Origin of the sequence: Pseudomonas sp. NLJ1 (assembly GCF_049486705.1) — a bacterium.
Taxonomy (GTDB): domain Bacteria; phylum Pseudomonadota; class Gammaproteobacteria; order Pseudomonadales; family Pseudomonadaceae; genus Aquipseudomonas; species Aquipseudomonas inefficax.
In genome coordinates this window covers 1839742-1862703 of record NZ_CP137735.1, presented here as the reverse complement: position 1 = coordinate 1862703, position 22962 = coordinate 1839742, and the positions used below count along the sequence as shown (strand labels likewise).

Genomic DNA, 22962 nt, shown 5'->3' with positions numbered 1-22962 from the left:
AGCTGGCTTGCCGGCGATGGGCCGCGAAGCGGCCCCCGGGTCTTGCTTACTGCGCGATGGTCTTCACCGAAACACCACGCTCGATCGGCGTGGAGGTACGGCCGTACACATCCTCGAACCGCTCGATATCATCCTCGCCCAGATAGCTGCCGGACTGTACTTCGATGATCTCCAGCGGGATCTTGCCCGGGTTGCGCAGGCGGTGCACCGACGCGATCGGGATGTAGGTGGACTGGTTCTCGGTCAGCAGGAACACGTTCTCGTCGCAGGTCACCTCGGCAGTGCCGGACACCACGATCCAGTGCTCGGCACGGTGGTGGTGCATCTGCAGCGACAGGCTGGCGCCCGGCTTGACGGTGATGTGCTTGACCTGGAAGCGGCCACCCATGTCCACCGAGTCGTACGAGCCCCACGGGCGATACACTTCCAGGTGGTTCTGGGTTTCGCTGCGGCCCTGCTCGTCGAGGGTCTTGACCATCTGCTTGACGCCCTGGACCTTGTCCTTGTGGGCAATCATCATGGCGTCCTTGGTCTCGACCACCACGATGTTCTCCAGGCCGATCACCGACACCAGCTTGCCGTTGCCGTGGATCATGCAGTTGTGGCTGTCCTGCACCACCACGTCGCCCTTGGTGACGTTGCCGTTGTCGTCCTTCTCGTGCACTTCCCACAGCGACGACCAGCAGCCCACGTCGCTCCAGCCGGCCGACATCGGCACCACGCAGGCGCGCTGGGTCTTTTCCATCACCGCGTAGTCGATGGAGTTGTCCGGGCAGCAGGCGAAGGTGGCTTCGTCGATGCTCAGCACATCACCGTCTTCCTGGCTGCGCTCCAGCGCCAGTACGCAGGTGTCGTAGATGTCGCCGTCGTGCTTCTTCAACTCTTCGAGGAAGCGGCTGGCACGGAACAGGAACATGCCGCTGTTCCAGAAGTAGCCACCGGCCTGGACGAACTCGGCGGCGCGTTTTTCGTCGGGCTTCTCGACGAACTGTGCCACGCGCGCCACGCCTTCAGGCAGCAGGGCGTCCTGGCTGGAACGGATGTAGCCGTAGCCGGTTTCCGGCTTGGTCGCCGGCACGCCGAACAGCACCATCTCGCCGCGCTCGGCGGCCACGGTGGCCAGGGCCAGGGCGCGTTGCAGGGCCTTCTGGTCATCGATCACGTGGTCGGCGGGCAGCACCAGCATCAGCTCGTCGCGGCCTTCGTTGACCAGCTTCATGGCAGCCATGGCCACGGCCGGCGCGGTGTTGCGGCCGAACGGTTCCATCAGGATGCCTTGGGTTTCCAGCTTCAGCGCGGCCAGTTGCTCCTGGACGATGAACTTGTGGTCCTTGTTGCAGACCACGATCGGCGTCTCCATGCCTTCGAATACCAGGCGCTCGAGGGTTTGCTGGAACAGTGTGTGTTCACTGGTCAGGGCCAGGAACTGTTTGGGGAACTGCTTGCGCGACAGAGGCCACAGACGGGAACCGCTACCACCAGAAAGAATTACCGGGATCATCATGTTTCTCCAATAGTCGTTGAGAGGCAGGGGAATCAGTTGCTAGCCACGGGGCGAGTTACCCACACCGGCGACAAGGCGTTGCCGGAACCCGTTACGTACAGCACTGCGGCTTCGCCGCGCTCCAGGGCGACGGGTTTCACGTCACCCACTTTCTTGTCTCCTTGGTACAGCGCCAGGTTGACCTTGACCGGGTTGATTTCGCGTTCGCCACGGCCGTTGGCGGCCACCGGCTTGACCACTTCGGTCTTGCCGTCGGCGGTCTTCAGGGTCAGTTGTTGGTCGCTCAGGTTCTGCACGCGAACCAGGGCTTTCTGCTTGTTCTTGAACGGCGGCTCTTCGATCAGCTGCGGGTTGCCGCTGGCGCTGTTGACCAAGGTGTAGTACTTGTCCGCAGCCAGCTTGACCGGCACGCTCTTGCCGCCGACCTGGGCGGTGTAGTCACCCCCTGGCAGGAAGCTGAAGTCGCTGCTGGCCTGGGCGCCAACCTGCTTGATCTGGGTGTTGCCGACCGACGCTGCGGTCGGTGCGCTGGAGGCGTTGTACAGGCGCACGAAGGTCGAGCCTTTCGGTGCGCTCGGGCCGTACAGCGCGGCGTCGGCGCCGGCGAAGGCCTGCATCGAGGCCAGGGACAGGCCGGCCGCGAGGGTGAGGGCTTTGGCAATGGAAGTCTTGGTAGTCATTTGCGTGTTCCTCTCTTTATCAATGGTTCGTCCGGGTGGACGACAAGGCCAGGTTTTCTTCGGATTTACGGGAGTTCTTCAGCTGCGCGATCCACTGCGGGTCGAAGCTGCTGAGGTCGTTCTTCATTGGCAGATAACGTTCGGGGAATTCCCACACCACCACCTGGGGTGCGGCATTCTTGAAGGCATCGCTTTGCAGGTACTTGAGCATCGGCAGTAGCGGGCCATGGCCGTCTTCGGCGTAGTTGGCCACGTCGCTGCGCAGGGCCTGCTGCAGCGCGCCGAGGAAGTTCCAGTGCGGGTTGGCGCTGTAGCTGGTGCCCACCAGTGCAACCGGGATCTGCGTGTCGGCGAACAGTGCGTCACCGGCTTCACCTTCGGCTTCTACCGGGCGAGTGGTGCGCTGCTGCAGGTTGTCCGGGGCCGGCAGCAGGTTGCTGAACAGCGGGTCCAGTGGCAGGAAGTTGGTCAGGTCGCCCTTGTATGGCGCGGTGCTGCCGGCTTCGGTGATGAACGCCTGCGGGTCGCCGTTGAGCAGGCTCTGGCGGCTGACTGCTTCAGCCAGTGCCTGCGCCGCCACTTCGGCGCCCATCGGCGTCCAGTGGGTGTCGGTGCGCAGGAACACCTGGCCGCGGGCCTTGGCCTGCTCCATGGGGGCCATCAGGTCCGGGGCGAACACGTTGGCCTGGCGTGCCTGGGCATGGAACTGGTTGTACAGGTCGTCATGCAGGCTGGTCGGCAGCTCCTTGCCCAGGTACTCGGCGTACACCCGCGCCTTGGCTGGCACGATCGCCAGCACCAGCTGGCTGCCGTGCTGCTGCAGGGTGTCACGCACGCCACGGATCAGCGCCAGGTTTTCCTGCATCAGCTGCTCGGCACCGGCGGTGGGCTTGAACTCTTCGTCACTGAACAGCCACTGGTCGCGGCCCAGCACCACGCCGGGGCGGCCTTCGTTGAACAGCTTGAAGTCCATTGCCGCCCACAGGTTGGTGCCCAGGCGCTTGATCGGGAACTGCTCGTCGTAATGGGTCTCGGCGGCCTTGGCCAGCTTGCCGTTGAGCAGGGTCATCTGCTCGGTACGCTGGAAGCTTTGCAGGCCACCGGTGGACCAGACGCCCATGCCCACCAGCAGGCCCAGGAACGACAGCGAATAGGTAATGCGTAATGTCCGGGTCATGTCATCAACCTCAGAACTGGAAGTAAAGGAACGGCGAATAGCTCTGCGCCGAAAGCTTGAGGATCGAGGCCACGAACAGCAGCAGCACCAGGGCGCGGGTCATCACCCGGGTCCAGTCCAGGCCGATCGAACCGTCGCTGTTGATCTCCACCGGGGTGGCCTTGGGCGTTGGCCGGGCGTTGCGGTAGAAATCGCGCAGGCCGAAGAACGCCAGGGTGATGTAGGCGACCACCAGGGTGGCTATCTGCAGGCCGGTGAGCTGGGCGCGGTTGAGTTCCGACAGCTGCCAGTCGCCGAAGCTGAACATGGCGCCGTACATGCGACCGGCCACTTCCAGGTTCTCGGCGCGGAAGATCACCCAGCCGACCACCACCAGCAGGAAGGTAAAGGCCCACTTCACCGGGTTGAAGCGCTGCGGGTTGGTGTCCAGGCCCAGCGCGCGCTCGATTGCCAGCCACATGCCGTGCCAGGCACCCCAGATGATGTAGGTGAAGTTGGCGCCGTGCCACAGGCCACCCAGCAGCATGGTCAGGAACAGGTTGCGATAGGTGTTGAAGGTGCCTTTGCGGTTACCGCCCAGGGTGATGTACAGGTAGTCGCGCAGCCAGGTCGACAGGCTGATGTGCCAGCGCCGCCAGAACTCGGTGATCGACTGGCTGATGTACGGCTGCTTGAAGTTCTCCATGAAGCGGAAGCCCATCATCAGGCCCAGGCCGATGGCCATGTCGCTGTAGCCGCTGAAGTCGAAGTACAGCTGCGCGGTGTAGGCCAGGGCGCCGAGCCAGGCATCCCCGGTGGTCGGGTTCTGCAGGGCGAAGCAGTGGTCGGCCACTACCGCCAGGGTATCGGCGATGAACACTTTCTTGATGAAGCCCTGCATGAAGCGGGTGCAGCCTTCGGAGAACTTGTCCAAGGTGTGGGTGCGGTTGTTGAACTGGTCGACCAGGTCCTTGAAGCGCAGCACGGGGCCGGCGATCAGGTGCGGGAAGATCGCCACGAACGCCGCGAAGTCGATCAGGTTGCGGGTGGCCGGGGTGTCGCCGCGGTACACATCGATGATGTAGCTGATCGACTCGAAGATATAGAACGAGATACCGATCGGCAGCAGCACGTGGGTGAGGATGAACGGCTCCAGGCCGAACGAGGAAATGATCGCGTTCAGGCTGTCGACGCCGAAGTTGGCGTACTTGAAGTAGCCGAGGATCGCCAGGTCGACACCGACGCCGAGCAGCAGCCAGCGCTGCGCGGGCTTGGTGCGTACACCGGCGGCGCCGACTTTCAGGCCGATCCAGTAGTTCCACAGGGTGACCCCGGCGAACAGGGCCAGGAAGTCCACCCGCCACCAGGCGTAGAAGATGTAGCTGGCGACCAGCAGCAGCAGGTTGCGATAACGTTGCCCGCTCAAGTAGTACAGGCCGAGGAAGATCGGCAAGAACAGGAACAGGAACACGTTGGACGAGAAGACCATCCCGGTTCTCCTTTTTGTTCACAGCATCCGGGGCAAAGCGCCCCCCAAACCCCCCACACAACAAGTGTGGCGGGCTACCTAGATTCCTGTGGGAGCGGGTTTACCCGCGAAGAGGCCGGCACAGGCACCGCGCATGGCAGGTCTGGCCTTTTCGCGGGTAAACCCGCTCCCACAGGGTTTTGCGTTACTTTTTCGATTCCGCGCTCGGGTCATAGACCCGGGTCAGGTCGCCGCCCAGCCGGAAGCTGTTGAACGGTTGCATGCCGCGCTTGCGTTGCAGGGTGTCGCCATTGCACGCATACAGGCTGCAGTAGGGCTCCATCCACGAGTACTTGCTGTCGATCTTCAGGTCTTTCATGTCCTGTTTCTCGCCATTGCGGGCTTTGAACTCGCTGGGGTCCTTCGACCCGTTCAGCACCCGCTGCGCCAGGCGCTGCAGGGCGTTATTGTTCTCGCCGCGCACATCCACACCATTGACCTGGGCGAAGCTGGCGATCATCGCCAACGGCGGCAGGGCGTAGTTGTGGTAGGCCAGGGCGCGTTGCTTGCGCTTCAGTTCGTTGGGCAGGAAGCCCTGCTCGTCGACCTGGTTGGCGCCAACCCGGTATTCCTTCACGGCCCAGTCGAACAGGTCGCGACGGTCGGTGGCCACGGCGCTGGCCATTACCGCCCAGGCCGCCCAGTAGCTGTGGTTGTTGATCTTCTCCAGTGGCAGGTCGCTCCAGTCGCGCACGGTTTGCTCGGCCAGGCGGGCGAACCATTTTTCGATCAGCTCGGCCTCGGCCTGGTGCGCGGCCAGCGGCTGCGAATTGGAGAACTTCAGGCGCAGCCACGAACCACTCATGCTGCCCAGCGCCCATTTGCGCATCGACTTGCCGGTGTGGTTGTAGTCGGTGGACATCAGCGCATCGGCGCGGGCCCAGCTGCCCAGCCAGGCCAGGGTGCAGTCGAGCTGCGCCGGGCGGCCGTCACGCATGTACTGGCCGATCATCTTGCTCACGCCTTTCTCAAGGGTGGTGATGTCTTCGGTGGACTTGCGAAAGGCCTTTTCCGAGTCGGTATTGAGCGTTGCCCGCGCCTTGTCCGAGCCTTCGTACTTGCTGCGGAACTGCAGGGCACCGGTGTACGGCTTGGGGGCAGCCTCGCAGCGGAAGTTGCCGTCGCCGGTCTTGAGCTTTTCGATCCCCTCGTAGTAACCCTGGGGCGGTACCAGCGCGGCGTGCGCGGCACCGCCGCACAACGCCAGGGCAAGCAGGGCGGGGCGGGAAATTCGCTTGAACGGGATCATGGTCGCCTCACTGGCCGGCCTGCGCAGTCTGCGCGGGCACGGCGAAGTTGTTGCGTTTGCAGAGCTTGGCTTCGACTTTCTGGGTACCGCTTTCCGGCCCCTGTACCTCGAACGCCAGCAGGCTCTGGCTGGCCCAGTCCTCGTCTTCGCGCATCTGGAAGACGAAGCGCCCGTCGGTGTCGGAGGTTTCCGGTTTTTCCAGCTTGATGTCCTCATGGCGGCCGTTGAGGTACCAGAGGGTGGCCTGCAGCACCTTGACCGACGGGTCTTCGAACTTGACGTCCATCTGCATGTTGCGGTTGATCAGGTCTTTGATCACACCGCCCTTGCCGTTGACCATCAGCTCGTTCTTGCCGGGCTTGAGGGTGGCGCTGGCGCTCATCAGGGCCGGGCGGTCATCGCAGCCGTCGTCGAGCAGGCCAAGGATTTGCCGCCAGATGGTTTCCTGGTCCAGGCGATACAGTGGGGAAAATTCCCAGATCAGGATCTTCGGCGGGTTCTTCTGGAATTCCTCGCTGCCCAGATACTGGATCATCGAGCCTTCCAGGCCACCGCCAGGGAAGGCCACGTTCAGGACATCGGCACCAATGTACTGTTGCAGGAAGCCCGCAAAGTTGTAGTTCTTGCCGCTGTGGCTGGTACCTACCAAAGTGATCTGCGCGTTGCCGGCGTCACCGAACAGGTCGTCACCGCCACCGTCGGAGCCTTTCGGCTCGGTGGCGAACTGGTCCATGTACTGAACTGCGTAGCTGGTGCCACAGATTTGGCCGGCGACGTTATGCAAGGTGCCGGTCTTGCCCATGCGCCCGGACTTTTTCGTTTCGAATTCCTTGCGCGGGATGCCTTCGAAGGCCGGCATCTTGTGCACGGTATCGGCCACGATCTTTGCCGCGCGCTCGGCGCCGTAAGGCGTCCAGTGCTGGTCGCCACGGAAGTAGAAGTCCTTGCCCTGATCGGCAGCGGCCAGCTGTTCGTTGGTCAGCGGCGACAGGTCTGGCACGTTGTAGCCCATGCTGGCAAAGCGCTTGAGCATGGCCTGGTAGTTGCCCAGGGCCTTCTGGTAGTCAAAGGCGGCTTTTTCCGCCGGGTTGAGCATGTTGCGGTTTACCAGGCCACGGGTCGGCTGGTACACCACCACCAGTTCCACGCCGCGTTTCTTGAACGCGTCGTGCACTTGCTGCAGGCGCTTGTAGCCGGCCGGGGTGGTATTGAACTCGGTGCGCAGGTCTTCGCGGGTACGGAACAGCCAGTCGCCCTGGGCTTGCACCAGCGTGGTGAAGTTCTGCTGGTAACGGGTGGTGTAGCGGCTGGCGTCATGCGCTTCAGGGCACAGCTGGCAGCAAGGCTCGGCGCTGAAGGTAGGGGCCTTGACGTCTTCGGCGCGCACGCCCTGGCTGATTGCCAGGAGGGCAGCGGACAGGCCCAGCAGTTTCATCAGATGTGGAGTCATGGTCTGGGCTTCCTTAATCGATCATTTCGGTCTGGCGTTCGACCGGGTCGATCAGCACAGCCTTTTGCTGGCGTACCAGCAGGTCGAGGATTTCGTCCTGGCGTTCGCCGAGGATGCCGTTGAGGCTGATGCCGCTGGCCTTGCGCGGGGCGAGCATGCTTACCTTGTACAGCTCGACCGACAGCGGCGAGTCGATGGACAAGGGGCCGGAGCCGTTGGCCGCCAGTTCGCCACCGACCAGGATCAGCGACACCTTGGTGTCGAACGGGTCGAGGGCGATGTCGCGGTCGGTGTCGGACAGGTCCTTGATGTGCCCGTACACGCCGACCAGGCCATTGGCCATGGCGACGTTTTCGTACAGGCGGATGTTCACGCTGTTACGCACGCGGATGCCGTGGCGGCGGTTGTTGATCAGCTTGTTGCCCCAGATCAGGTTGTCGCCACTTTCGTACAGGGTGATACCGTCGGTGTGGTTGCGGTAGATCTCGTTGTAGGCAATCAGGTTGTTGACGCTGTTACGGTCGATCACCACGCCCGAGAGCTTGTTGTCGAAGCTCTTGTTGTTGATGATCCAGCTGTCGTTGACTTCACGCGAGACGATGATGCCGTGCTTCTTCTTGGTGCCGTACACCGTGTTGCCAGCGATGATCAGCCGGTGCGAGCGGTCGTGCGGGTCGATGCCGTAGACGATGTTGTCGCGGTAGGTGCTGTCCTTGACCACGAAGTCCTGGGTTTCGTAGCAGTAGAAGCCGTACCACATGTCGCTGAATTCAGAACCGATGATCCAGCCGGTGGGTTCCGGGCGGCCCATGCGCTTGGCCATGTTCGGCGTGTACTGCGAAATGCTCACGCCGTACGACTTGGACTTGGCGTAGCCGAAGCTGGCCATTTTGGTGTTGACGATGTAGGTCTCGGTGCCGCCCCACGACAACAGGAACGGGCGAAATTCCTTGGGCGAGCGGAAGGTCGCCGGGCCGTTGTCCTTTTCTCTCCAGCCGGTCACCTGGGTGTCGGTGACGAACAGCTTGCCGTCGTTGACCAGGAACGAACCGCCTTCCTGGGACAGGCGCAGCTGCTTGACCTTGCCGTCGATCTCGAGGATGCCCTTCTGCCCGACCACGATCGGCAGACGCGCCAGGTAGACGCCCGGCTCGACTTCGCTGAGGTACTGCTTGGGTACCTTCTTGCTCAGTTCGACCAGGTCGACATGGCCGTCATCGACGAAGATCGCCTGCGGAATGCCATGCTGGCGCTGGACCCATTCGGCCGCCTTGTTGTCGCCGCCGACGAATTCCTTGAGGGTGTCCTCCTGGAACATGCGGCGCAGGCTGACCTTGCCCTTGTGGCGGCGGTCGATTTTCTTCTGCACCGCCTCGGCGGTGTAGCCGGTCAGGTCGGGCAGCTTCGGCGGGTCCATGTGCAGCGGCTCGACCGGTGCGCTGGAGACCGTGTAGGTCTTGGCCTGCTGCAGCTCCTTGGCGATCACCTTGGGCTCTGCTGCAGCCACCAGGCCGCTGGCCAGCAGCAAGGCGCTGGCCAACAGGCTGTGACGTAAGTGCGGGTGAAGGTTCATAACGGTAAGTCCTCTACCGGCCTCAGAAGCGCCAGATCACGTCGACGAAGGCGCGGTGCATGTACGAGTCCGCTTCCTTGCCGTAGGCATCGCCCGGCTTGAACACGCCGGCGCGCAGGCGCACCAGGGCAGATGGCTCGTCGATGGCCTGGCTCATCGAAGCCGGCAGCAGGCCTTGCTTGAAGTACTTGGTCACGACCACGTCCATTTCCTGGCCAAGGTCCTTCTCGCCATCGACCAGCGGGCGGTTCACACCGTTGTCGTTGACCACCGCGTTGATGCCGCTGGAACCGATGTTCTGGTTGCCATCGACACGCCAGAACTTGTGGTAGATGAAGCTGGCGTCGTAGTCGTCGCGCAGCTGCCAGGAGGCGAACAGGGTGGCCGCCTGCAGGTTGCCCAGCTCGCCGCGGAAGGCTTCACCGAAGCGGTGCACGCGCGAACGGGTACCGGTGTAGTTGGAGCGGTTGCTCTCGAGGCCGGTCTGCTCGTAGTTGCTCGAACCGTCGTCGCCACCGCCGCCGCTGCCACGGGCGTAGGCCGCACCGACCTGCCACTGCGGGTCGAGGCGCAGGCGGATGCCGAGGTCGGTGGCCCAGGCGTTGACGTCACCGCTCTGCTTGCCGGTGGCCACAGTTTCGTCACCGACGACCTGGCTGCTGAGAGTGTCGCGATCACCGGTCAGCCAGGTGACGCTGCCCCAGTAGTTGACGGTGTGGTCGTTGCGCCAGTTGTAGGCGTCGCTGTTCGCTTCCAGGCCCAGCCAGGTGAGGTCGCCGGTGCGGGTCTTGTCCAGCGCATCGACGGTTTCGCCCGGGTTCTTCAGGCTGCCGCCGTCGTGGGTGTGGTGGGCGCGTACGCCGACCCAGTGGCCAGGGGTCCATTGCGTGGCAACGTTGCCGTAGAGGTGCGTGCGGTCCTTGTCTTCCGGGGCCAGCTCGGTGAGGTCGGTGCGGTATTCGCTGAAGCGCTGGGCCACGCCCAGGTCGGCCTTGAGCAGGGTGGTATCGAAGGTCCAGTTCAGCGCCTCGATGTTGGTGTCACGCCACATGCCATCATCACTACGCAGGCGCTGGCGGCCGAAACGCAGCTGTTCGCCGGGGTAGGCAGTGAGGCCGCTGTAGCCGACCCAGAATTCACGCATGGCCAGGTAGCTCTTGTCCTGTTCACGGCCGTCGGCAGCGGTGTCGGTGCTGGTGCCGTCGTCGTTCTGGCGCAGGGTGTCGGTTTCGATGGTGTCGGTCGCGGTGACAGCCTGGCCCATGGCATAGGCGCTCCAGTTGCCACGCTCGCCATATACCCAGGGGCGCAGGTCGAGACCCAGGCCGTTGACGTCGCCGCCGGAGCGGGTGCCCAGGTCACGGTCGTCTTCCGACTGGCCGGTGATTTTCACATCCAGGCCGAAGTTCTTTTCAGCGGTCATTTCCGCCAGGGTCGGGCAAGACCACAGCAGGGCGAAGCTCAGGCCGATGCCGGCTTTCACGAAGGGATTGAGCGTCATAGCGAGTCCTCACCGGTTACTTCTTTTTCGTCGTCTTGCAGGGCTTCGATGGCCAGGGTGCTGTTGGCGCCCTGGCTCATGCTGCCGCGGGCCTGCTTCTCTTGCGCGAGCAGGGTTTGCGCCTGGCTGCGCTGGTCAGGCGTGAGTTGCTGGTCGAGCTGCTGCAGCAGTTCAGCGGACTGCGGAGTCGGGTTGACCTGGGCCAGCTGGGCGAATACCCAGGCGTTGCCCGGTTGCGGGCGAATGCCGTGGCCTTCGCTGAACAGCTGGGCCAGGGCATAGTCGGCGCTGTTCTGCCCGCCACGGGCGGCGGCCAGCAGGTGGTCGACGGCCTTCTGCGGCTCGACGTTGCCCAGGTAGCCGCGGCGGTACAGCTGGCCAAGGTAGTAATGGGCGCTGACTTCGCCGGCGTCGGCGGCGGCCTGCAGGTGTTGTTCGGCTTTGGCCGCATCCGCAGGCAGGGTCTTGCCTTCGTAGTACAGGCGGCCCAGCAACAGTTCGGCGCGTGGCTGCTCGGCTTCGCGGCCCTTGTCGATGTAGGCCATCAACTGGTCGGTATCGCCCAGCTCGGGGAAGTCGTACACCAGTTGCGCCAGGCTGACCCAGGACGCAGGGTTGACCGGGGCCACCTGTTCAAGCAGGTCCTTGGCGGTTTTCTCGTCGGTCTGGCCGAGGCTGCGGTCAGCCAGTACCCGGGCAACGCTGTCGACCCTGGTGGCCGGTACTGCGCCACGGGCGTAGGCCGCCTTGAGCTGGCCAAGCAGGGCAGCCTGCTGGTCGGCCTGGCCACGCTTCTGGTACACGGTGGCCAGTTCGACGTAGCAGATGTCGGTGGTGTTCAGTGCGGCCTTGCAGATTTTCTCCACTTCGCCCAGGTGCTGGTCGTAGGTGCCCTGGGTGCGATACAGCAGCACCTGGGCCAGGCCCGCTTCCGGGTTGCCGGCGGCGCGCCACTGGTCGATCTGCTGCTGCGCGTTGACCTTGGGGAAGCTCTGCGGGTAGCTCAGGTAGAGCATCGCCAGCGGGATCAGGGTGTTGCTTTCGCCCTGCTTGGCGGCTTGCTTGAGCAGGGTCTCGGCTTCTTCGCGCTCGGCCTGGGTGCTGTCAGGCTTGGCCACCAGCAGGCGGCCAAGGCGCGCCTGGGCACGCGGCGAAATGGCGGCCGCGGCGCGGTAGGTGGCCTCGGCTTCCTTGATTTTCGCCGGATCGCGGGTGGCGACCTTGATGTCGGCCAGGCCCACTTGCGCTTCGCTGTAGCCCAGGTCGGCCAGCGCCTTGTAGTTGCGCTCGGCCAGTGCCGTGTCACCGCGCTTCATGGCTTCGTTGGCCAGGCGCTGGTCCGGCAGGCCTGCGCAGCCCGCCAGGGTGATGGCTGCAGCCAGGGCACACAGGCCCAGGCTGGCGCTTTTCTTGTGGGGAATCATGTCGTGATCCTCTTACAGCCCACGGGCCATGGCTTTGTCGATCAGCCAGTTCAGCGATGGGCCACGGTCACTGTTGACCGAAGCCGGGCGGCCGGCGAGTTCGGCGGGCAGGGCGCTGTCGGGCTTGATCTGCACGCGGATGTCGGCGGCCAGGTCTTCGCTGTTGAGGCTGGCGCTGCTGACGATCTGGCCGGTACGCACTTCGTCTTCGCCGGCTACCTGGAAGTTGACCTGGGTACCTGGCTTGACCTCGTCGAACTGGCGGTAGGTGAAGCGCGCCTCGATCATCGGGTTGGTGGTGCGTGGGATCAGCTGGAAGATCGGCTGGCCCTTGGCAGCGTACTGGCCGTTGTCCACCAGCTGGCGGGCAACCACGCAATCACAGGGGCTGGTGAGGGTGCCGGACAGCTGCTTGCCGAACAGTTCCTCGATCTTCGCCGGTTCCAGCTGCGCGTCTTCCAGGTTGCCCTTGAGCATGTCCAGCATGCTGGTGGTGAAGCTGGCCAGTGGCGCGCCCTTGGCGATCTGCCCACCGCTTTCGACCAAGCTGTTCACGGTGCCGTCGCGCGGCATGGTGACGTTGGTGGTGGGTACCGCGACCACGCCGGCTTCGGCATGGCTGACGAAGTACATGCCGTACAGCGACTTGGCGATGAAGCCGAAGGCGGCTACACCGACCACGAACACGCCGAGGGTGACGGTGACCGCCTTGAGGCGGCCGAAGGCGCTCAGGCCGGCACCGCCGTCCTTCTGCTTGCGTGCCTTGGTGAAGTTGTCGCGCTGCAAGGTGCTGAGCACATCGCCAGCGGTGATCAGCTCACCCGACAGGTGCGAAGTGATGATGTGGCGCAAGGTGGCGATGTCACGTGGCTCGAGGTTCTGGAACTGCGCGCCGGTGCGGCCACTGTCCGGGTGGAAGGAGCGCACCTGGAACTCGATGTCCATCGACAGGCCGAGGTTGTCGACCGTGAACTGCAGCCGTCCGCGGAGCACGTCGCCAACCGACAGTGGTTGCTTGGTGTGGAAGCTCAGGCCACCGGCGGAGAGGTCGTCGACCTTCACATCGTGGGCCTGGCGCTGAGGGTCTAGGAACCGCAGCTTGGCGGGGATGCGTACCCGGGCATGCTGGCGCTGGGCTTCGGACTCATGCACGACGTTGACGTTCACGGCGGTATTCATGTGTTTTGTTCCTGTTAGTTCCGATCCGGGTTGGGCTCACACGACCATGAACAGCACAGCAACGAAGATGCTGGCAGCCGAGAAGGTCATGGTCCGCGAGGACCAGGTGTTGAACCATTGTTGAAAGCTGGCGAGGTCACGCTTGAGGGCAGTGGGCTGACGCGTCCAGGACTGCTTGTCGAGGCGGAAGAACACGTAGATCTTCATCAGCGCGCCGACGATCTGGTTGTAATAGAGAATCAGCGGGTAGGCCGGGCCGACGTTGTGGCCGGAGCACAGCAGCATGATGGTTAGGATCAGGCGGGTGATGCCGATCCACAGCAGGTACACCAGCAGGAAGCCCAGGCCGAACTTGAGGCTGGCGATCACCGCCACGGTCAGGCCCAGCAGGCTGGTCCACATCGACACGCGCTGGTCGAACAGCACGATGCTGGTGAACAGCCCCAGGCGGCGCAGGCCCAGGCCGAGCGCACGGGAGTTCTGCCGCAGGTTGTTGCCGTACCAGCGGTACATCAGCTTGCGGCTGGCCTTGAGGAAGCTCTTCTCCGGCGGGTGCTCGACGGTGTTGATGGCGGCGTCCGGCACGTAGAAGGTGTCGTAGCCCAGGCGCATCAGGCTGAACCAGCTGGACTTGTCGTCACCGGTGAGGAACTTGAAGCGGCCCAGGCGCCAGTGCATCAGCGAGTCGCTTTCGACGTCGGCGATGAACTCGGGGTTGGTCACCACGCTGGCGCGGAACATCGACATGCGCCCGGTCATGGTCAGCACGCGCTTGGACAGGGCCATCGAGCACATGTTGATGTGGCGCTGGGCAAAGCGCAGCTTGTGCCACTCGCTCATGATGTAGCCGCCACGCACTTCGCAGAACTCGTTGGTGGTCAGGCCGCCGACGTTGGGGAACAGCTTGAACCACGGCACGGTCTTGCGTACCACGCCATCGCCCAGCACGGTGTCGCCGTCGATCACCGCCACCACGGCGTTCTCGTCCGGCAGCATGCGCGAGATCGCACGGAAACCGTAGGCCAGGCCGTCACGCTTGCCGGTACCGGCGATGCGCACGATGTCCAGCTTCACGTGGGCTGGCGGGTTGTACTTGGCCCACAGGCTTTTCACCAGCAGTTCGTCCGACATCTCCACCAGCGAGCAGACCACGGTGGTGGGGAAGCCACAGTTGATCGCCTCGCGGATCACCGAGCTGTACACCTGGGCGGTGGTGAGTGCTTCGATGCGGAAGCTGGTCACCATCAGGTACACGTGGGACGGGTCGGCGTCCTTGCCCATCTTCTGCACCTTGCGGCGCAGGTACGGGTACACGCCGTAGAGGAAGATCATGCCGCGGATGAAATGGGTGGCGCCCATGGAATAGCGCCAGATGCCGACTGCGCCGACCAGGAAGATGAAGTGCTTCGACTGCGAGTCGAAGATATCGGCTGGCAGGGCCAGGGCGATCAGCATGAGCAGACTCATGTAGAGCAGCCAACCGGCGCACTGCAACAGCACTGTCTGGATCCTTTGCATGTTCAGCATCCGTCGAGAATTCGGGAAAAGGTGGGCAGCGGGGGTGGGGAGGCCCCCGCTGCCCGGCCAGCACTTACCAGCAGATGCCTTCGGTACGGCTGGTGGCGCAGGTCGGTTTGCTCATGAAGCCGACCAGGTCGATCACGTGCTTGCCGGCCGGCGCTTGCTGGGCCAGTTCACGGAACTGCTCGTCACGGTTGCCCAGGACGATGATGTCGGCGTTGTCGATCACCTTCTGGAAGTCGGCGTTGAGCAGCGACGACACGTGCGGGATCTTCGACTCGATGTAGTCCTTGTTGGCGCCGTGGACGCGGGCGTACTGGACGTTCTCGTCGTAGATGTCCAGCTGGTAGCCCTTGCCGATCAGGCGTTCGGCCAGCTCCACCAGCGGGCTTTCACGCAGGTCGTCGGTACCGGCCTTGAAGCTCAGGCCGAGCAGTGCGACCTTGCGCTTGTCGTGGGCTTCGATCAGCTCGAAGGCGTTCTGCACCTGCGATTCGTTGCTGCGCATCAGCGAGTCGAGCAGCGGTGCGCGTACATCGAGGCTGGCGGCACGATAGGTGAGGGCACGTACGTCCTTGGGCAGGCACGAGCCGCCGAAGGCGAAGCCAGGGCGCATGTAGTACTGGGACAGGTTCAGCACTTTGTCCTGGCAGACCACGTCCATCACGTCACGACCATCCACGCCTACGGCCTTGGCGATGTTGCCGATCTCGTTGGCGAAGGTGACTTTGGTGGCGTGCCACACGTTGCAGGTGTACTTGATCATCTCGGCCACTTCGATCGGCTTGCGGATGATCGGTGCGTCGAGCTCTTCGTACAGGGCCTGCAGGATGTCGCCGCTGGCGCTGTCCAGTTCGCCGATGACGGTCATCGGTGGCTGGTCGTAGTCCTTGATCGCGGTGCTTTCACGCAGGAATTCCGGGTTGACCGCGACGCCGAAGTCGACACCGGCTTTCTTGCCCGAGCAGTCTTCGAGGATCGGGATGACCACGTTCTTCACGGTGCCCGGCAGCACGGTGCTGCGCACCACGATGGTGTGGCGGCGCTCGCTGTCACGCAGCACGTAGCCGATCTCGCGGCAAACCGACTCGATGTATTCGAGGCCCAGGTCGCCGTTCTTCTTGCTTGGGGTACCCACGCAGATCATCGATACGTCGCTGGCACGGATGGCTTCGGCGAAATCGGTAGTACCGCGCAGGCGGCCGTTGGCGATGCCCTGTTGCAGCAGTGCTTCCAGGCCAGGTTCGACGATGGGCGACTTGCCCTGATTGATCAGGTCGATCTTGGTGCTGGATACGTCCACACCGATCACTTCATGGCCTCGCGCCGTCAGGCAGCCTGCACAGACTGCACCCACATAACCCAAACCAAAGATGCTGATACGCATCGCTATCACCTCATGTGTTTATCACGCCGGCGCCTCCGGAGAGAGCCGAGCTGGGTTGATTAACAACAGTTTTCGGGCGCACGGATCCATGGCGAAATGCACACTTCGCCGAGCGCAGGCAAAATAAATCCGGAGCGCAAAAAGTTATGCACTCAAATGTGGCAGTAAAAAGCCATTAATTAAAAAACGTGCCCTGGAATGCAGCCGTCTTTATTGCAATGCGCTACATGGCGCTTTGCTGTGCTTGTTTTTTCAAGTGGAAAAATCCTTTGAAATCAACCACTAGGACGAATTGTAAGGGACGCGTCTCTCCTGCGTGGACAGGGTCTTCGGGGGTTGCCGTCATACCTGTCGAAGTTGTTGGGGCTGGTAGTGGATACCTGCCGTTGTCATCTGTAAGTCATCTCTCACAGCCCGGAGGCAGGAAAATCGTTACGGCACTATGAGCGATTCGTCGTAGCAGAAGTTCCGGGGTGGGTTCGGCGCGGATGAAAGATTTCTAAATATTTTTTCAGTGGCCGACAATTTCAATCTGATAGCACACGGGTGTTTTGCCCCGATATATAAAGGGCGAAACTGTTGCGAGATATTTTTGTGCCAGCATCAAAAAATATTTTGAAAAATTCGTCAAAAAAGCTACGAACGGTCTTATGGCGTTTGGCTATAAGTTGCGATGTGTCGATTTTTTGGCGTCGGATTTGTGGCGTGATGGCGATATGAGGTGTGCCCCTTTCTGGGGCCAACGCGACGACACATGCAGAAATATACCAAGACCACAAGAAAGCTAAGGCTTTGCCGTTGCCTGCCGTTACCCCATCTGGGCGCTCTATGGAGCCGTCCATGAACGAAGGAGCGTCTTGGGCAGCCTTGGGACCCTAGGTCACCAAGGGCGTCTCATCCATAAACCACATGGAAGAGATGAGAGATAGCTAAAAATGAAGAAGACATCGCAGGTCCTGATGGCCAGTGTTTCGTTGCTGATTGCTGGCATGGTCCAGGCAGGGCCGAAGGTTAACGTGACGTTCAAAAATCTTGGCGCGGAAGACGCCATACTAAAAATCGTCACTTCCAATGAGAGCAGCACCTACCAGATAGCGAGCCCGAAACCTGACAACACGGTGCCATCGACAAAGACAATAAATTTCGATGTGCAACGCATTGTGAGTCCCGATGTGAATGCGGCAATGGTGCGTTATACCCAAGGACGTAAGACTTGCGCATTCGGCACAACTTTTCAGATGAGGTTGATGCCGGGTGGGATCAAAGTGCCTGAGTGGACTAAAACTGCAACACCCAGTGGCGGTGCTACGTGCACGGCCAACATCACCCGTATGAATGCAGATAATTCATGGGCTGTTGAATTTACCATGAAGTAATGATGACGCTTTGAGGTGGGCAACAGCACGATGCCTTTGTTGCGTGCTGTTGTCGGGTCGGTTGTATCGGACGCCGAGGTGAACAGTGCACTTTCCAAAAAGTATGGGCTTCGCAAAAACGGATATCACCGGAACAACACCGGTCAGGCATGTACCAGATGTTGAAGTGAATACGCAGGGCCTCAAGGTTGAAGGCGATCAGAAGCATGAAAATTCGGAGCTTTCCAGCCTATCTCGCCAGCTCAGCGCGGCGGCTCAACGCGCGGCTTTGCGGGATAGCCAACTTTCGCGAAGCGAGTTATCAGCCCTGGCTGCGCGAATCCTGGACCGGCTTTCAGGGGCAAGCTACTCATTTAGCAAATCATCGCATGATGCTTTCTTACCGAATACAGATGATGCTGAATTGCTTGATCGAGCTCGGCGAGCCACGGACTTTACCAATGGTCGAGGCCCAAACCCATTTGCGGGTTTGTCCGCGGATCAATTGAGTTTGATTACCTATGATGAAGGGGGAGATTTTACAGTTAATGAGCGACGGGCGGCGAGGTTTGAATTGGCAGATCGACGCTCGGAGTGGCAGTTCTACATCACCCATAAAATGGATGGCGAGCGTCAGCAAACGGGGCGGGCAGAGCATGGTATTTACGAAATCATGGACTATTACAGGGCGCTCCCACCTATAGAAGAGGCGCAGATTAAAAGTAACTGGGAAATTGACTACATGATGCTGCTTTCCCAGTCCGAAGTTGAATGGCCAGAATTCAATACGTCATTGATCGACATGGTCGCAAAAGAATGGAGGGCGGAGGAAACGTCGTCGGTGCCGTTCGAGCGCAGGGAGGGGGTAGCTATTATGGAGGGCGGAAAAGAGTGAATCCGATTATCGCCATGCAAGGCATTACACGTCTGCTGGGCAACGAAGCAATCTTGTGTGATGTATCGTTTTCGCTCCCCGCAGGCCAGTCATGCGCCATCGTCGGCGCCTCTGGTTCAGGTAAAAGCACGCTACTCAACCTGATCGGCCTGCTCGACCAGCCGTGTCGGGGACGTCTGATACTGGACGGTTGTGACATGACGCAGGCAAATGCGGACCAACGCGCCATCGCCCGCAATCGCTCGCTGGGCTTCGTGTTCCAGAGCTTCAACCTGCTGCCACGCCTGTCCGTTCTGGACAATGTCGCGCTGCCGCTGACTTACCGGGGTATCCGCCTGGCCTCGGCACGGCAGGCCGCGAAGGCTCAACTGGAAAAAGTCCGCCTGGCCCATCGTGCCTTGAGCCGGCCCGCTGATCTGTCCGGCGGCCAGCGCCAGCGTGTGGCGATCGCTCGGGCGCTGGTTACCGGGCCGCGAATACTGCTTGCCGATGAGCCAACGGGAAACCTGGATGGCGATACGGCGCAAGACATCATGGCGCTGCTATCGAGCCTGAACCGCGAGCAAGCAATGACCTTGCTCATGGTCACCCATGACCCGGGCATGGCGCAGTGCCTTGACCGGCGCCTGCGGGTGCGTGACGGTGCCGTGTTCGATGCCTGAAGCCTATGGACCAAGCTGGCCACAACGCATCGGCGAGGCGCTGGGCAGCGTGAGGCAATCAGGCGCTCGGGCCGTGCTGGCGCTGCTTGGCATCGCTGTCGGTTGTGCCGCATTGGTGGCCTTGATGAACATCGGCCACAGTGCGGCGCAGCATACCCGGCAGTTGTTCCAGGGCTTGGGTAGCGAGTTGTTGGTTGCCAACCTTGAGGCGACGGTCGAACGGGGCTTTGAGCCGATGGCGCTGGAGCCTGTCGATCTGCCGCCGGGCATACGTGCCGCAGCGCCGTTGGCGGTCAGCGTGGCCACCGTGCGATTCAACGGGGAGAGCATCGAGACGATGGTCGTCGGCAGCACCACGTACCTGAACGAAGTGCTGCGGTTGCAGGTAGATCAGGGCCGATTGCTGTCCGGTTACGATGAACTGGCCACGCATGTTCTGCTGGGGGCTTCTCTGGCGCGCCAGCTGCGTGTGAGCAGCGGCGATCGCTTGCAGCTGGGCGCCTATGGGTTCGATGTAGTGGGTGTGCTTGCGCCGCAGGGGTACAACCCGATGTTGCCGGTCAATTTCGACGACGCCGTGCTGATGCCACTGCCCGGCGTTCGTCGTCTGAACCCTCCGCCGGATGTCGGGACGCTGGTCGCGCTGGGTGTGGATGCGATGAGCCTGCCCCAGGCCGCTCGTTCGCTGTATCAGTACCTGCAATCACGGTTGCCGAGGCATGAAGTGAATGTTCAACTGCCGCGGCAAATGCTGGAGAGCCTGGCCGGGCAGTCACGGATGATGACCTGGATGTTGGCGAGCACAGCTGTCATCGCGCTGCTGCTTGGTGGTGTCGGCGTGATGAATGTCATGGTGATGAACGTGGTGCAGCGCCGCCGTGAGATCGGCGTACGCATGGCCCTTGGGGCGCGTGGTTGCGATATCGCCTGGCTGTTCGTGCTTGAAGCGCTGTTGCTCTCGGTAGCCGGGGCGCTGCTGGGTGTGCTGCTCGGGTTGGCCGGTGCCTGGCTGTTCACCCTGGCTTCCGGCTGGAGTTTCGCACTCGATGCAGGGTCGCTGCCTGTGAGCATGGGCATTTCATTGGTGCTGGGACTTTTCTTCGGCCTGCAGCCTGCGCTGGCCGCCGCGCGGCTACAGCCGGTAGTGGCATTGCGTGATGACTAGGTGGCTGGCGATGACCTGCGCATTATCGCTACCGTGGGTGGCCATGGCCGAAAACGGCCTGCGGCCGTCCCGTCCGGCTGTGCAGAACCGTTTACCAGTGAGTGCCCTGTCAGCCATGCACGGCGAGCCCATGGATATCGAGCTGGCCGATGCCATTGCCTTGGCTTTGCGCGACAACCGGGCAATTCGCAGTGCCTACCTTGAGCGTATCGCGCAGAAATTCGACTTGCGCGTAGCCCGTGACCAGTTCGCCCCGCAGCTGTCGTTGAAGGCGCGTTACCTGGGCAACCGCAATCACGCGGACCGCTATCGGGAGGCGCAGCTGGCGCCCGCAGCCAGCTTGCTCACACCCTACGGTACACGCTTGAGCCTTGACTGGGCTTACGGCAATACCCGCGCCGATAGCGCGGGCCGGCGCTACCGGGATGGCGCCAACCTGATGGTTATCCAGCCCTTGTTACGTGGCGCCGGGCGCGAGATCGCCGGCGCGCCGCTGCGCCAGGCGCAGCTGGCCGAACAGTTGCACCGCCTGGCGCTCAAGGACAACGTGGCCCATGTCATCACCCGCACCATCCTGCTGTATCGCGGTCTGTTACGTGCTCAGGAGCAGTTGCGCATCGCTGACGATGGTCTGGCTCGTTCACGCAAGCTGGTCGAGGTGAACAGGGCGCTGATTGCTGCCGGGCGTATGGCCGCGTTTGAAATCGTCCAGGCAGAGGCCGAAGTCGCAAGCCAGGAACTGGCCCGCGAAGGCAGCCGCAACCAGTTGCAGCAAAGCCGTCTGGCGCTGGCACAGCTATTGGGGATAGACCTTTCGACGCAACTCAGAGCAGCGGAGTCTTTACGCATCGAGCATGTACAGGTGGACACCGAACAGGCACTGGCTCGGGCGCAGGCGCTTCAACCGGCCTATCTGATGCAGTTGCTGGCTGGTGAACAGGCAGCAATCGACTTGCGGGTGGCGCGCAATGCGCAGTGGTGGGATCTGTCGCTGGTCGGCGGTGCCAGCCAGTTGCGCGAACGACCAGGCGACCAGGCCTCCTGGGAGCATTATCTGGGTCTTGAACTGGATGTGCCGATTGGCGACCTCAGCCGGCGTCAGGCCAAGGTACGTGCGCAGGTGGCGGTGGATAGCCAGGCATTGAGCCTGGCCGAATCCCGTCAGCAACTGCAACGCGAGGTGATCAGCACCGTGCGCGATATCCAGGTGCGCTGGCGGCAACTGGAAATTGCCGAGCGTGCCCTGGCCTTGTCGCAGCGCAAGCTGGATATCGAGCAGGAGAAACTTGCTGCGGGACGCTCCAGCAACTTTCAAGTGTTGAGTTTCGAGGGCGACCTGCGGCATGCGCAAAGTACCCATCTCGATGCCTCCCTCGATTACCTCGATGCCCAGGTGGTTCTGGATCAGGTACTGGGGACCACGCTGGAACGCTGGGATGTGGCACTCAATGACTAGGAGAGGCTGGTTGGCGCTGGGTGGGCTCTTGAGCCTGCTGGGTGTGTCGCTCTGGCAGGTATGGCCCGATGCTGCCGGGCAGGGTACGCAACACTGGGTGCAGGTCCAGCCGCAGCGGCTGGAAAGTCGCCTGGGCTTGGTCGGCAAGGTGCAGTCGGGCCGTCAGGTGATCCTAAGCGCGCCGTTCGATGGCGCGTTGGCGTCGGTTCTGGTGCAGGAGGGGCAGCGGGTTATTGCGGGCCAGCCCCTGATGCGGCTCGATACCAGGCAAATCGACATCCAGTTGCGCCAGGCCGAGGCTGAGCGCCTGAGGACCAGAGCCCTGGTTACTCAGTTGCGAACATGGCCTGCCAGCCCCGAAGTCGCTCGCAGTCTGCGTGTGCTAGGCGCGGCGCGCGCCGCGCTTGCTGCTGGCCAGGCGGCGCTGGATGAAACCCGACGGCTGTTCGAGCGCGGGATCGTTGCGCGCATGGAAGTCGATAGCCTTGAGCAGTTGCAGCAAGCGCAACGTGAAGCGGTGCTGGATGCGCAGCAGGAGCTGCAACTGACCCGGGCACGGGGGCAGGGCGATGTACTGGCTATTGCCGAAATGGAGCTGGAGAACGCCGAAGCGCGGTGGCAGGCATTGGCGGCAATGCGCGAACAGAGAGTGCTCAGGGCGCCGTTCGATGGCCTGCTGGCACGTGTAGGCAATGGTGGTGCGAGCACGGCGCTGCCACTGCAGGAGGGGCAGGCACTGACGCAAGGCATGCCACTGCTGGTCTTGAGCGACCTTGAGCGGTTGCAGGTGAATGCCGGCGTGGAGGAGCGCGATGTGGGAAGCTTGCGTGAAGGCATGGAAGTCGGGGCCATCATCGCTGGTCATCTGCTTGTCGGTCGGCTGAGTCAGATTGGGCAGCAGCCGCGAAACGATACAGGGCAGGGGGCATGGTATGACGTCGTGGTGGACCTGAATTTGCCTGTAGTGTCCTCGGAACTAGGTTTACGGCTGGGCATGGGCGCGCAGCTGGCGCTGTTATTGCAGCGCCGAGAGCAGGCGATAGTGCTTCCACCCGAGGCGCTGCGGCGGGATGAGGCAGGCAGGACTTATGTGGTGTTTCGCGAGGGAGATGAGCAGGCGCCGCGCAAGGTTCCGGTCACTGTTGGTATTACCGTTGCGCAAGGTGTCGAGGTGAACGGGCTGCAGTCGGGGTTCGTGCAATTACCCTGAAGGCCCGCGGGGCAGCCTGTGGGAGCGGGCACGCCGCTCCACAGGTATTGCACTGGCCTCGAGTGCA

At 62.3% G+C, this 22962-nt stretch carries 19 protein-coding genes; 6 read left to right on the top strand and 13 right to left on the bottom strand.

Annotation, left to right across the window (positions count from 1 at the left end; all coding sequences use genetic code 11):
- Window positions 1-46: 46 nt before the first annotated feature.
- The 13 genes from R9B85_RS08310 to R9B85_RS08250 form a co-directional block, all read right to left on the bottom strand.
- Window positions 47-1501 (bottom strand): mannose-1-phosphate guanylyltransferase/mannose-6-phosphate isomerase, encoded by a 1455-nt coding sequence (locus R9B85_RS08310; RefSeq protein WP_112250231.1) that lies wholly within the window; start codon window positions 1499-1501, stop codon window positions 47-49.
- Window positions 1502-1536: 35 nt separating this feature from the next.
- Window positions 1537-2184 carry an alginate O-acetyltransferase AlgF gene (locus R9B85_RS08305; protein ID WP_087500486.1) on the bottom strand — a complete coding sequence of 216 codons (648 nt, stop codon included), beginning with the start codon at window positions 2182-2184 and terminating at the stop codon, window positions 1537-1539.
- A gap of 19 nt (window positions 2185-2203) precedes the next feature.
- The gene (locus R9B85_RS08300; RefSeq protein WP_112250233.1) at window positions 2204-3361 is read right to left on the bottom strand and encodes an alginate O-acetyltransferase; all 1158 of its coding nucleotides are present in this window, start codon (window positions 3359-3361) and stop codon (window positions 2204-2206) included.
- Window positions 3362-3371: 10 nt separating this feature from the next.
- Window positions 3372-4829: an MBOAT family O-acyltransferase gene (locus R9B85_RS08295; RefSeq protein WP_112250235.1), complete on the bottom strand. Its 1458-nt coding sequence runs from the start codon at window positions 4827-4829 to the stop codon at window positions 3372-3374.
- 184 nt (window positions 4830-5013) lie between these two features.
- The gene (locus tag R9B85_RS08290; RefSeq protein WP_112250237.1) at window positions 5014-6117 is read right to left on the bottom strand and encodes a mannuronate-specific alginate lyase; all 1104 of its coding nucleotides are present in this window, start codon (window positions 6115-6117) and stop codon (window positions 5014-5016) included.
- Between the two features lie 7 nt (window positions 6118-6124).
- A complete protein-coding gene (locus tag R9B85_RS08285) occupies window positions 6125-7567 on the bottom strand; it encodes an alginate O-acetyltransferase (protein ID WP_112250239.1) in 1443 nt (480 codons plus the stop codon).
- 13 nt (window positions 7568-7580) lie between these two features.
- Window positions 7581-9140 (bottom strand): mannuronan 5-epimerase AlgG, encoded by a 1560-nt coding sequence (gene algG / locus R9B85_RS08280; RefSeq protein WP_207877941.1) that lies wholly within the window; start codon window positions 9138-9140, stop codon window positions 7581-7583.
- Between the two features lie 22 nt (window positions 9141-9162).
- Entirely contained in the window at window positions 9163-10641 is a 1479-nt protein-coding gene (locus R9B85_RS08275; protein ID WP_013974153.1) for an alginate export family protein, read from the bottom strand.
- Window positions 10638-12065, bottom strand: a complete 1428-nt coding sequence (algK, locus tag R9B85_RS08270; RefSeq protein ID WP_423770963.1) for an alginate biosynthesis TPR repeat lipoprotein AlgK — start codon at window positions 12063-12065, stop codon at window positions 10638-10640. Before algK ends, R9B85_RS08275 begins: the two co-directional genes overlap by 4 nt.
- A gap of 12 nt (window positions 12066-12077) precedes the next feature.
- Entirely contained in the window at window positions 12078-13244 is a 1167-nt protein-coding gene (locus R9B85_RS08265) for an alginate biosynthesis protein Alg44 (protein WP_112250243.1), read from the bottom strand.
- 36 nt (window positions 13245-13280) lie between these two features.
- On the bottom strand, window positions 13281-14762 hold the full coding sequence (locus R9B85_RS08260) for a glycosyltransferase family 2 protein (RefSeq protein WP_085614376.1): 1482 nt from the start codon (window positions 14760-14762) through the stop codon (window positions 13281-13283).
- Between the two features lie 73 nt (window positions 14763-14835).
- Window positions 14836-16152, bottom strand: coding sequence for a nucleotide sugar dehydrogenase (locus R9B85_RS08255; RefSeq protein WP_112250245.1), 1317 nt, complete (start codon window positions 16150-16152; stop codon window positions 14836-14838).
- Window positions 16153-16679: 527 nt separating this feature from the next.
- A complete protein-coding gene (locus R9B85_RS08250) occupies window positions 16680-16994 on the bottom strand; it encodes a hypothetical protein (RefSeq protein WP_207877947.1) in 315 nt (104 codons plus the stop codon).
- 93 nt (window positions 16995-17087) lie between these two features.
- On the opposite strand from R9B85_RS08250, the gene R9B85_RS08245 reads away from it, so the two are divergent.
- From R9B85_RS08245 to R9B85_RS08220, 6 genes are all read left to right on the top strand, one after another.
- Window positions 17088-17528 carry a hypothetical protein gene (locus R9B85_RS08245; protein ID WP_112250247.1) on the top strand — a complete coding sequence of 147 codons (441 nt, stop codon included), beginning with the start codon at window positions 17088-17090 and terminating at the stop codon, window positions 17526-17528.
- An 85-nt stretch (window positions 17529-17613) separates the two neighbouring features.
- The gene (locus R9B85_RS08240; RefSeq protein ID WP_146742821.1) at window positions 17614-18402 is read left to right on the top strand and encodes a hypothetical protein; all 789 of its coding nucleotides are present in this window, start codon (window positions 17614-17616) and stop codon (window positions 18400-18402) included.
- Between the two features lie 14 nt (window positions 18403-18416).
- Window positions 18417-19064: an ABC transporter ATP-binding protein gene (locus tag R9B85_RS08235; RefSeq protein WP_112250251.1), complete on the top strand. Its 648-nt coding sequence runs from the start codon at window positions 18417-18419 to the stop codon at window positions 19062-19064.
- Complete coding sequence (locus R9B85_RS08230) at window positions 19057-20229, top strand: ABC transporter permease (RefSeq protein ID WP_423770962.1); 1173 nt, start codon at window positions 19057-19059, stop codon at window positions 20227-20229. Before R9B85_RS08235 ends, R9B85_RS08230 begins: the two co-directional genes overlap by 8 nt.
- The gene (locus tag R9B85_RS08225) at window positions 20222-21685 is read left to right on the top strand and encodes a TolC family protein (RefSeq protein ID WP_423770961.1); all 1464 of its coding nucleotides are present in this window, start codon (window positions 20222-20224) and stop codon (window positions 21683-21685) included. Before R9B85_RS08230 ends, R9B85_RS08225 begins: the two co-directional genes overlap by 8 nt.
- Window positions 21686-21713: 28 nt before the next feature.
- On the top strand, window positions 21714-22895 hold the full coding sequence (locus R9B85_RS08220; RefSeq protein ID WP_181457304.1) for an efflux RND transporter periplasmic adaptor subunit: 1182 nt from the start codon (window positions 21714-21716) through the stop codon (window positions 22893-22895).
- The last annotated feature ends 67 nt before the right edge of the window (window positions 22896-22962 follow it).

Bases quoted from the DNA above. Each gene is read 5' to 3' on its own strand.
- R9B85_RS08235 (WP_112250251.1), top strand. From the start codon at position 18,417: ATGCAAGGCATTACACGTCTGCTGGGCAACGAAGCAATCTTGTGTGAT.
- R9B85_RS08305 (WP_087500486.1), bottom strand. From the start codon at position 2,184: ATGACTACCAAGACTTCCATTGCCAAAGCCCTCACCCTCGCGGCCGGC.
- R9B85_RS08285 (WP_112250239.1), bottom strand. From the start codon at position 7,567: ATGACTCCACATCTGATGAAACTGCTGGGCCTGTCCGCTGCCCTCCTG.
- R9B85_RS08245 (WP_112250247.1), top strand. From the start codon at position 17,088: ATGAAGAAGACATCGCAGGTCCTGATGGCCAGTGTTTCGTTGCTGATT.
- R9B85_RS08290 (WP_112250237.1), bottom strand. From the start codon at position 6,117: ATGATCCCGTTCAAGCGAATTTCCCGCCCCGCCCTGCTTGCCCTGGCG.
- R9B85_RS08275 (WP_013974153.1), bottom strand. From the start codon at position 10,641: ATGACGCTCAATCCCTTCGTGAAAGCCGGCATCGGCCTGAGCTTCGCC.
- algK (WP_423770963.1), bottom strand. From the start codon at position 12,065: ATGATTCCCCACAAGAAAAGCGCCAGCCTGGGCCTGTGTGCCCTGGCT.
- R9B85_RS08265 (WP_112250243.1), bottom strand. From the start codon at position 13,244: ATGAATACCGCCGTGAACGTCAACGTCGTGCATGAGTCCGAAGCCCAG.
- R9B85_RS08300 (WP_112250233.1), bottom strand. From the start codon at position 3,361: ATGACCCGGACATTACGCATTACCTATTCGCTGTCGTTCCTGGGCCTG.
- R9B85_RS08225 (WP_423770961.1), top strand. From the start codon at position 20,222: ATGACTAGGTGGCTGGCGATGACCTGCGCATTATCGCTACCGTGGGTG.
- R9B85_RS08310 (WP_112250231.1), bottom strand. From the start codon at position 1,501: ATGATCCCGGTAATTCTTTCTGGTGGTAGCGGTTCCCGTCTGTGGCCT.
- R9B85_RS08230 (WP_423770962.1), top strand. From the start codon at position 19,057: ATGCCTGAAGCCTATGGACCAAGCTGGCCACAACGCATCGGCGAGGCG.
- R9B85_RS08250 (WP_207877947.1), bottom strand. From the start codon at position 16,994: ATGGACGGCTCCATAGAGCGCCCAGATGGGGTAACGGCAGGCAACGGC.
- R9B85_RS08255 (WP_112250245.1), bottom strand. From the start codon at position 16,152: ATGCGTATCAGCATCTTTGGTTTGGGTTATGTGGGTGCAGTCTGTGCA.
- R9B85_RS08260 (WP_085614376.1), bottom strand. From the start codon at position 14,762: ATGCAAAGGATCCAGACAGTGCTGTTGCAGTGCGCCGGTTGGCTGCTC.
- R9B85_RS08295 (WP_112250235.1), bottom strand. From the start codon at position 4,829: ATGGTCTTCTCGTCCAACGTGTTCCTGTTCCTGTTCTTGCCGATCTTC.
- algG (WP_207877941.1), bottom strand. From the start codon at position 9,140: ATGAACCTTCACCCGCACTTACGTCACAGCCTGTTGGCCAGCGCCTTG.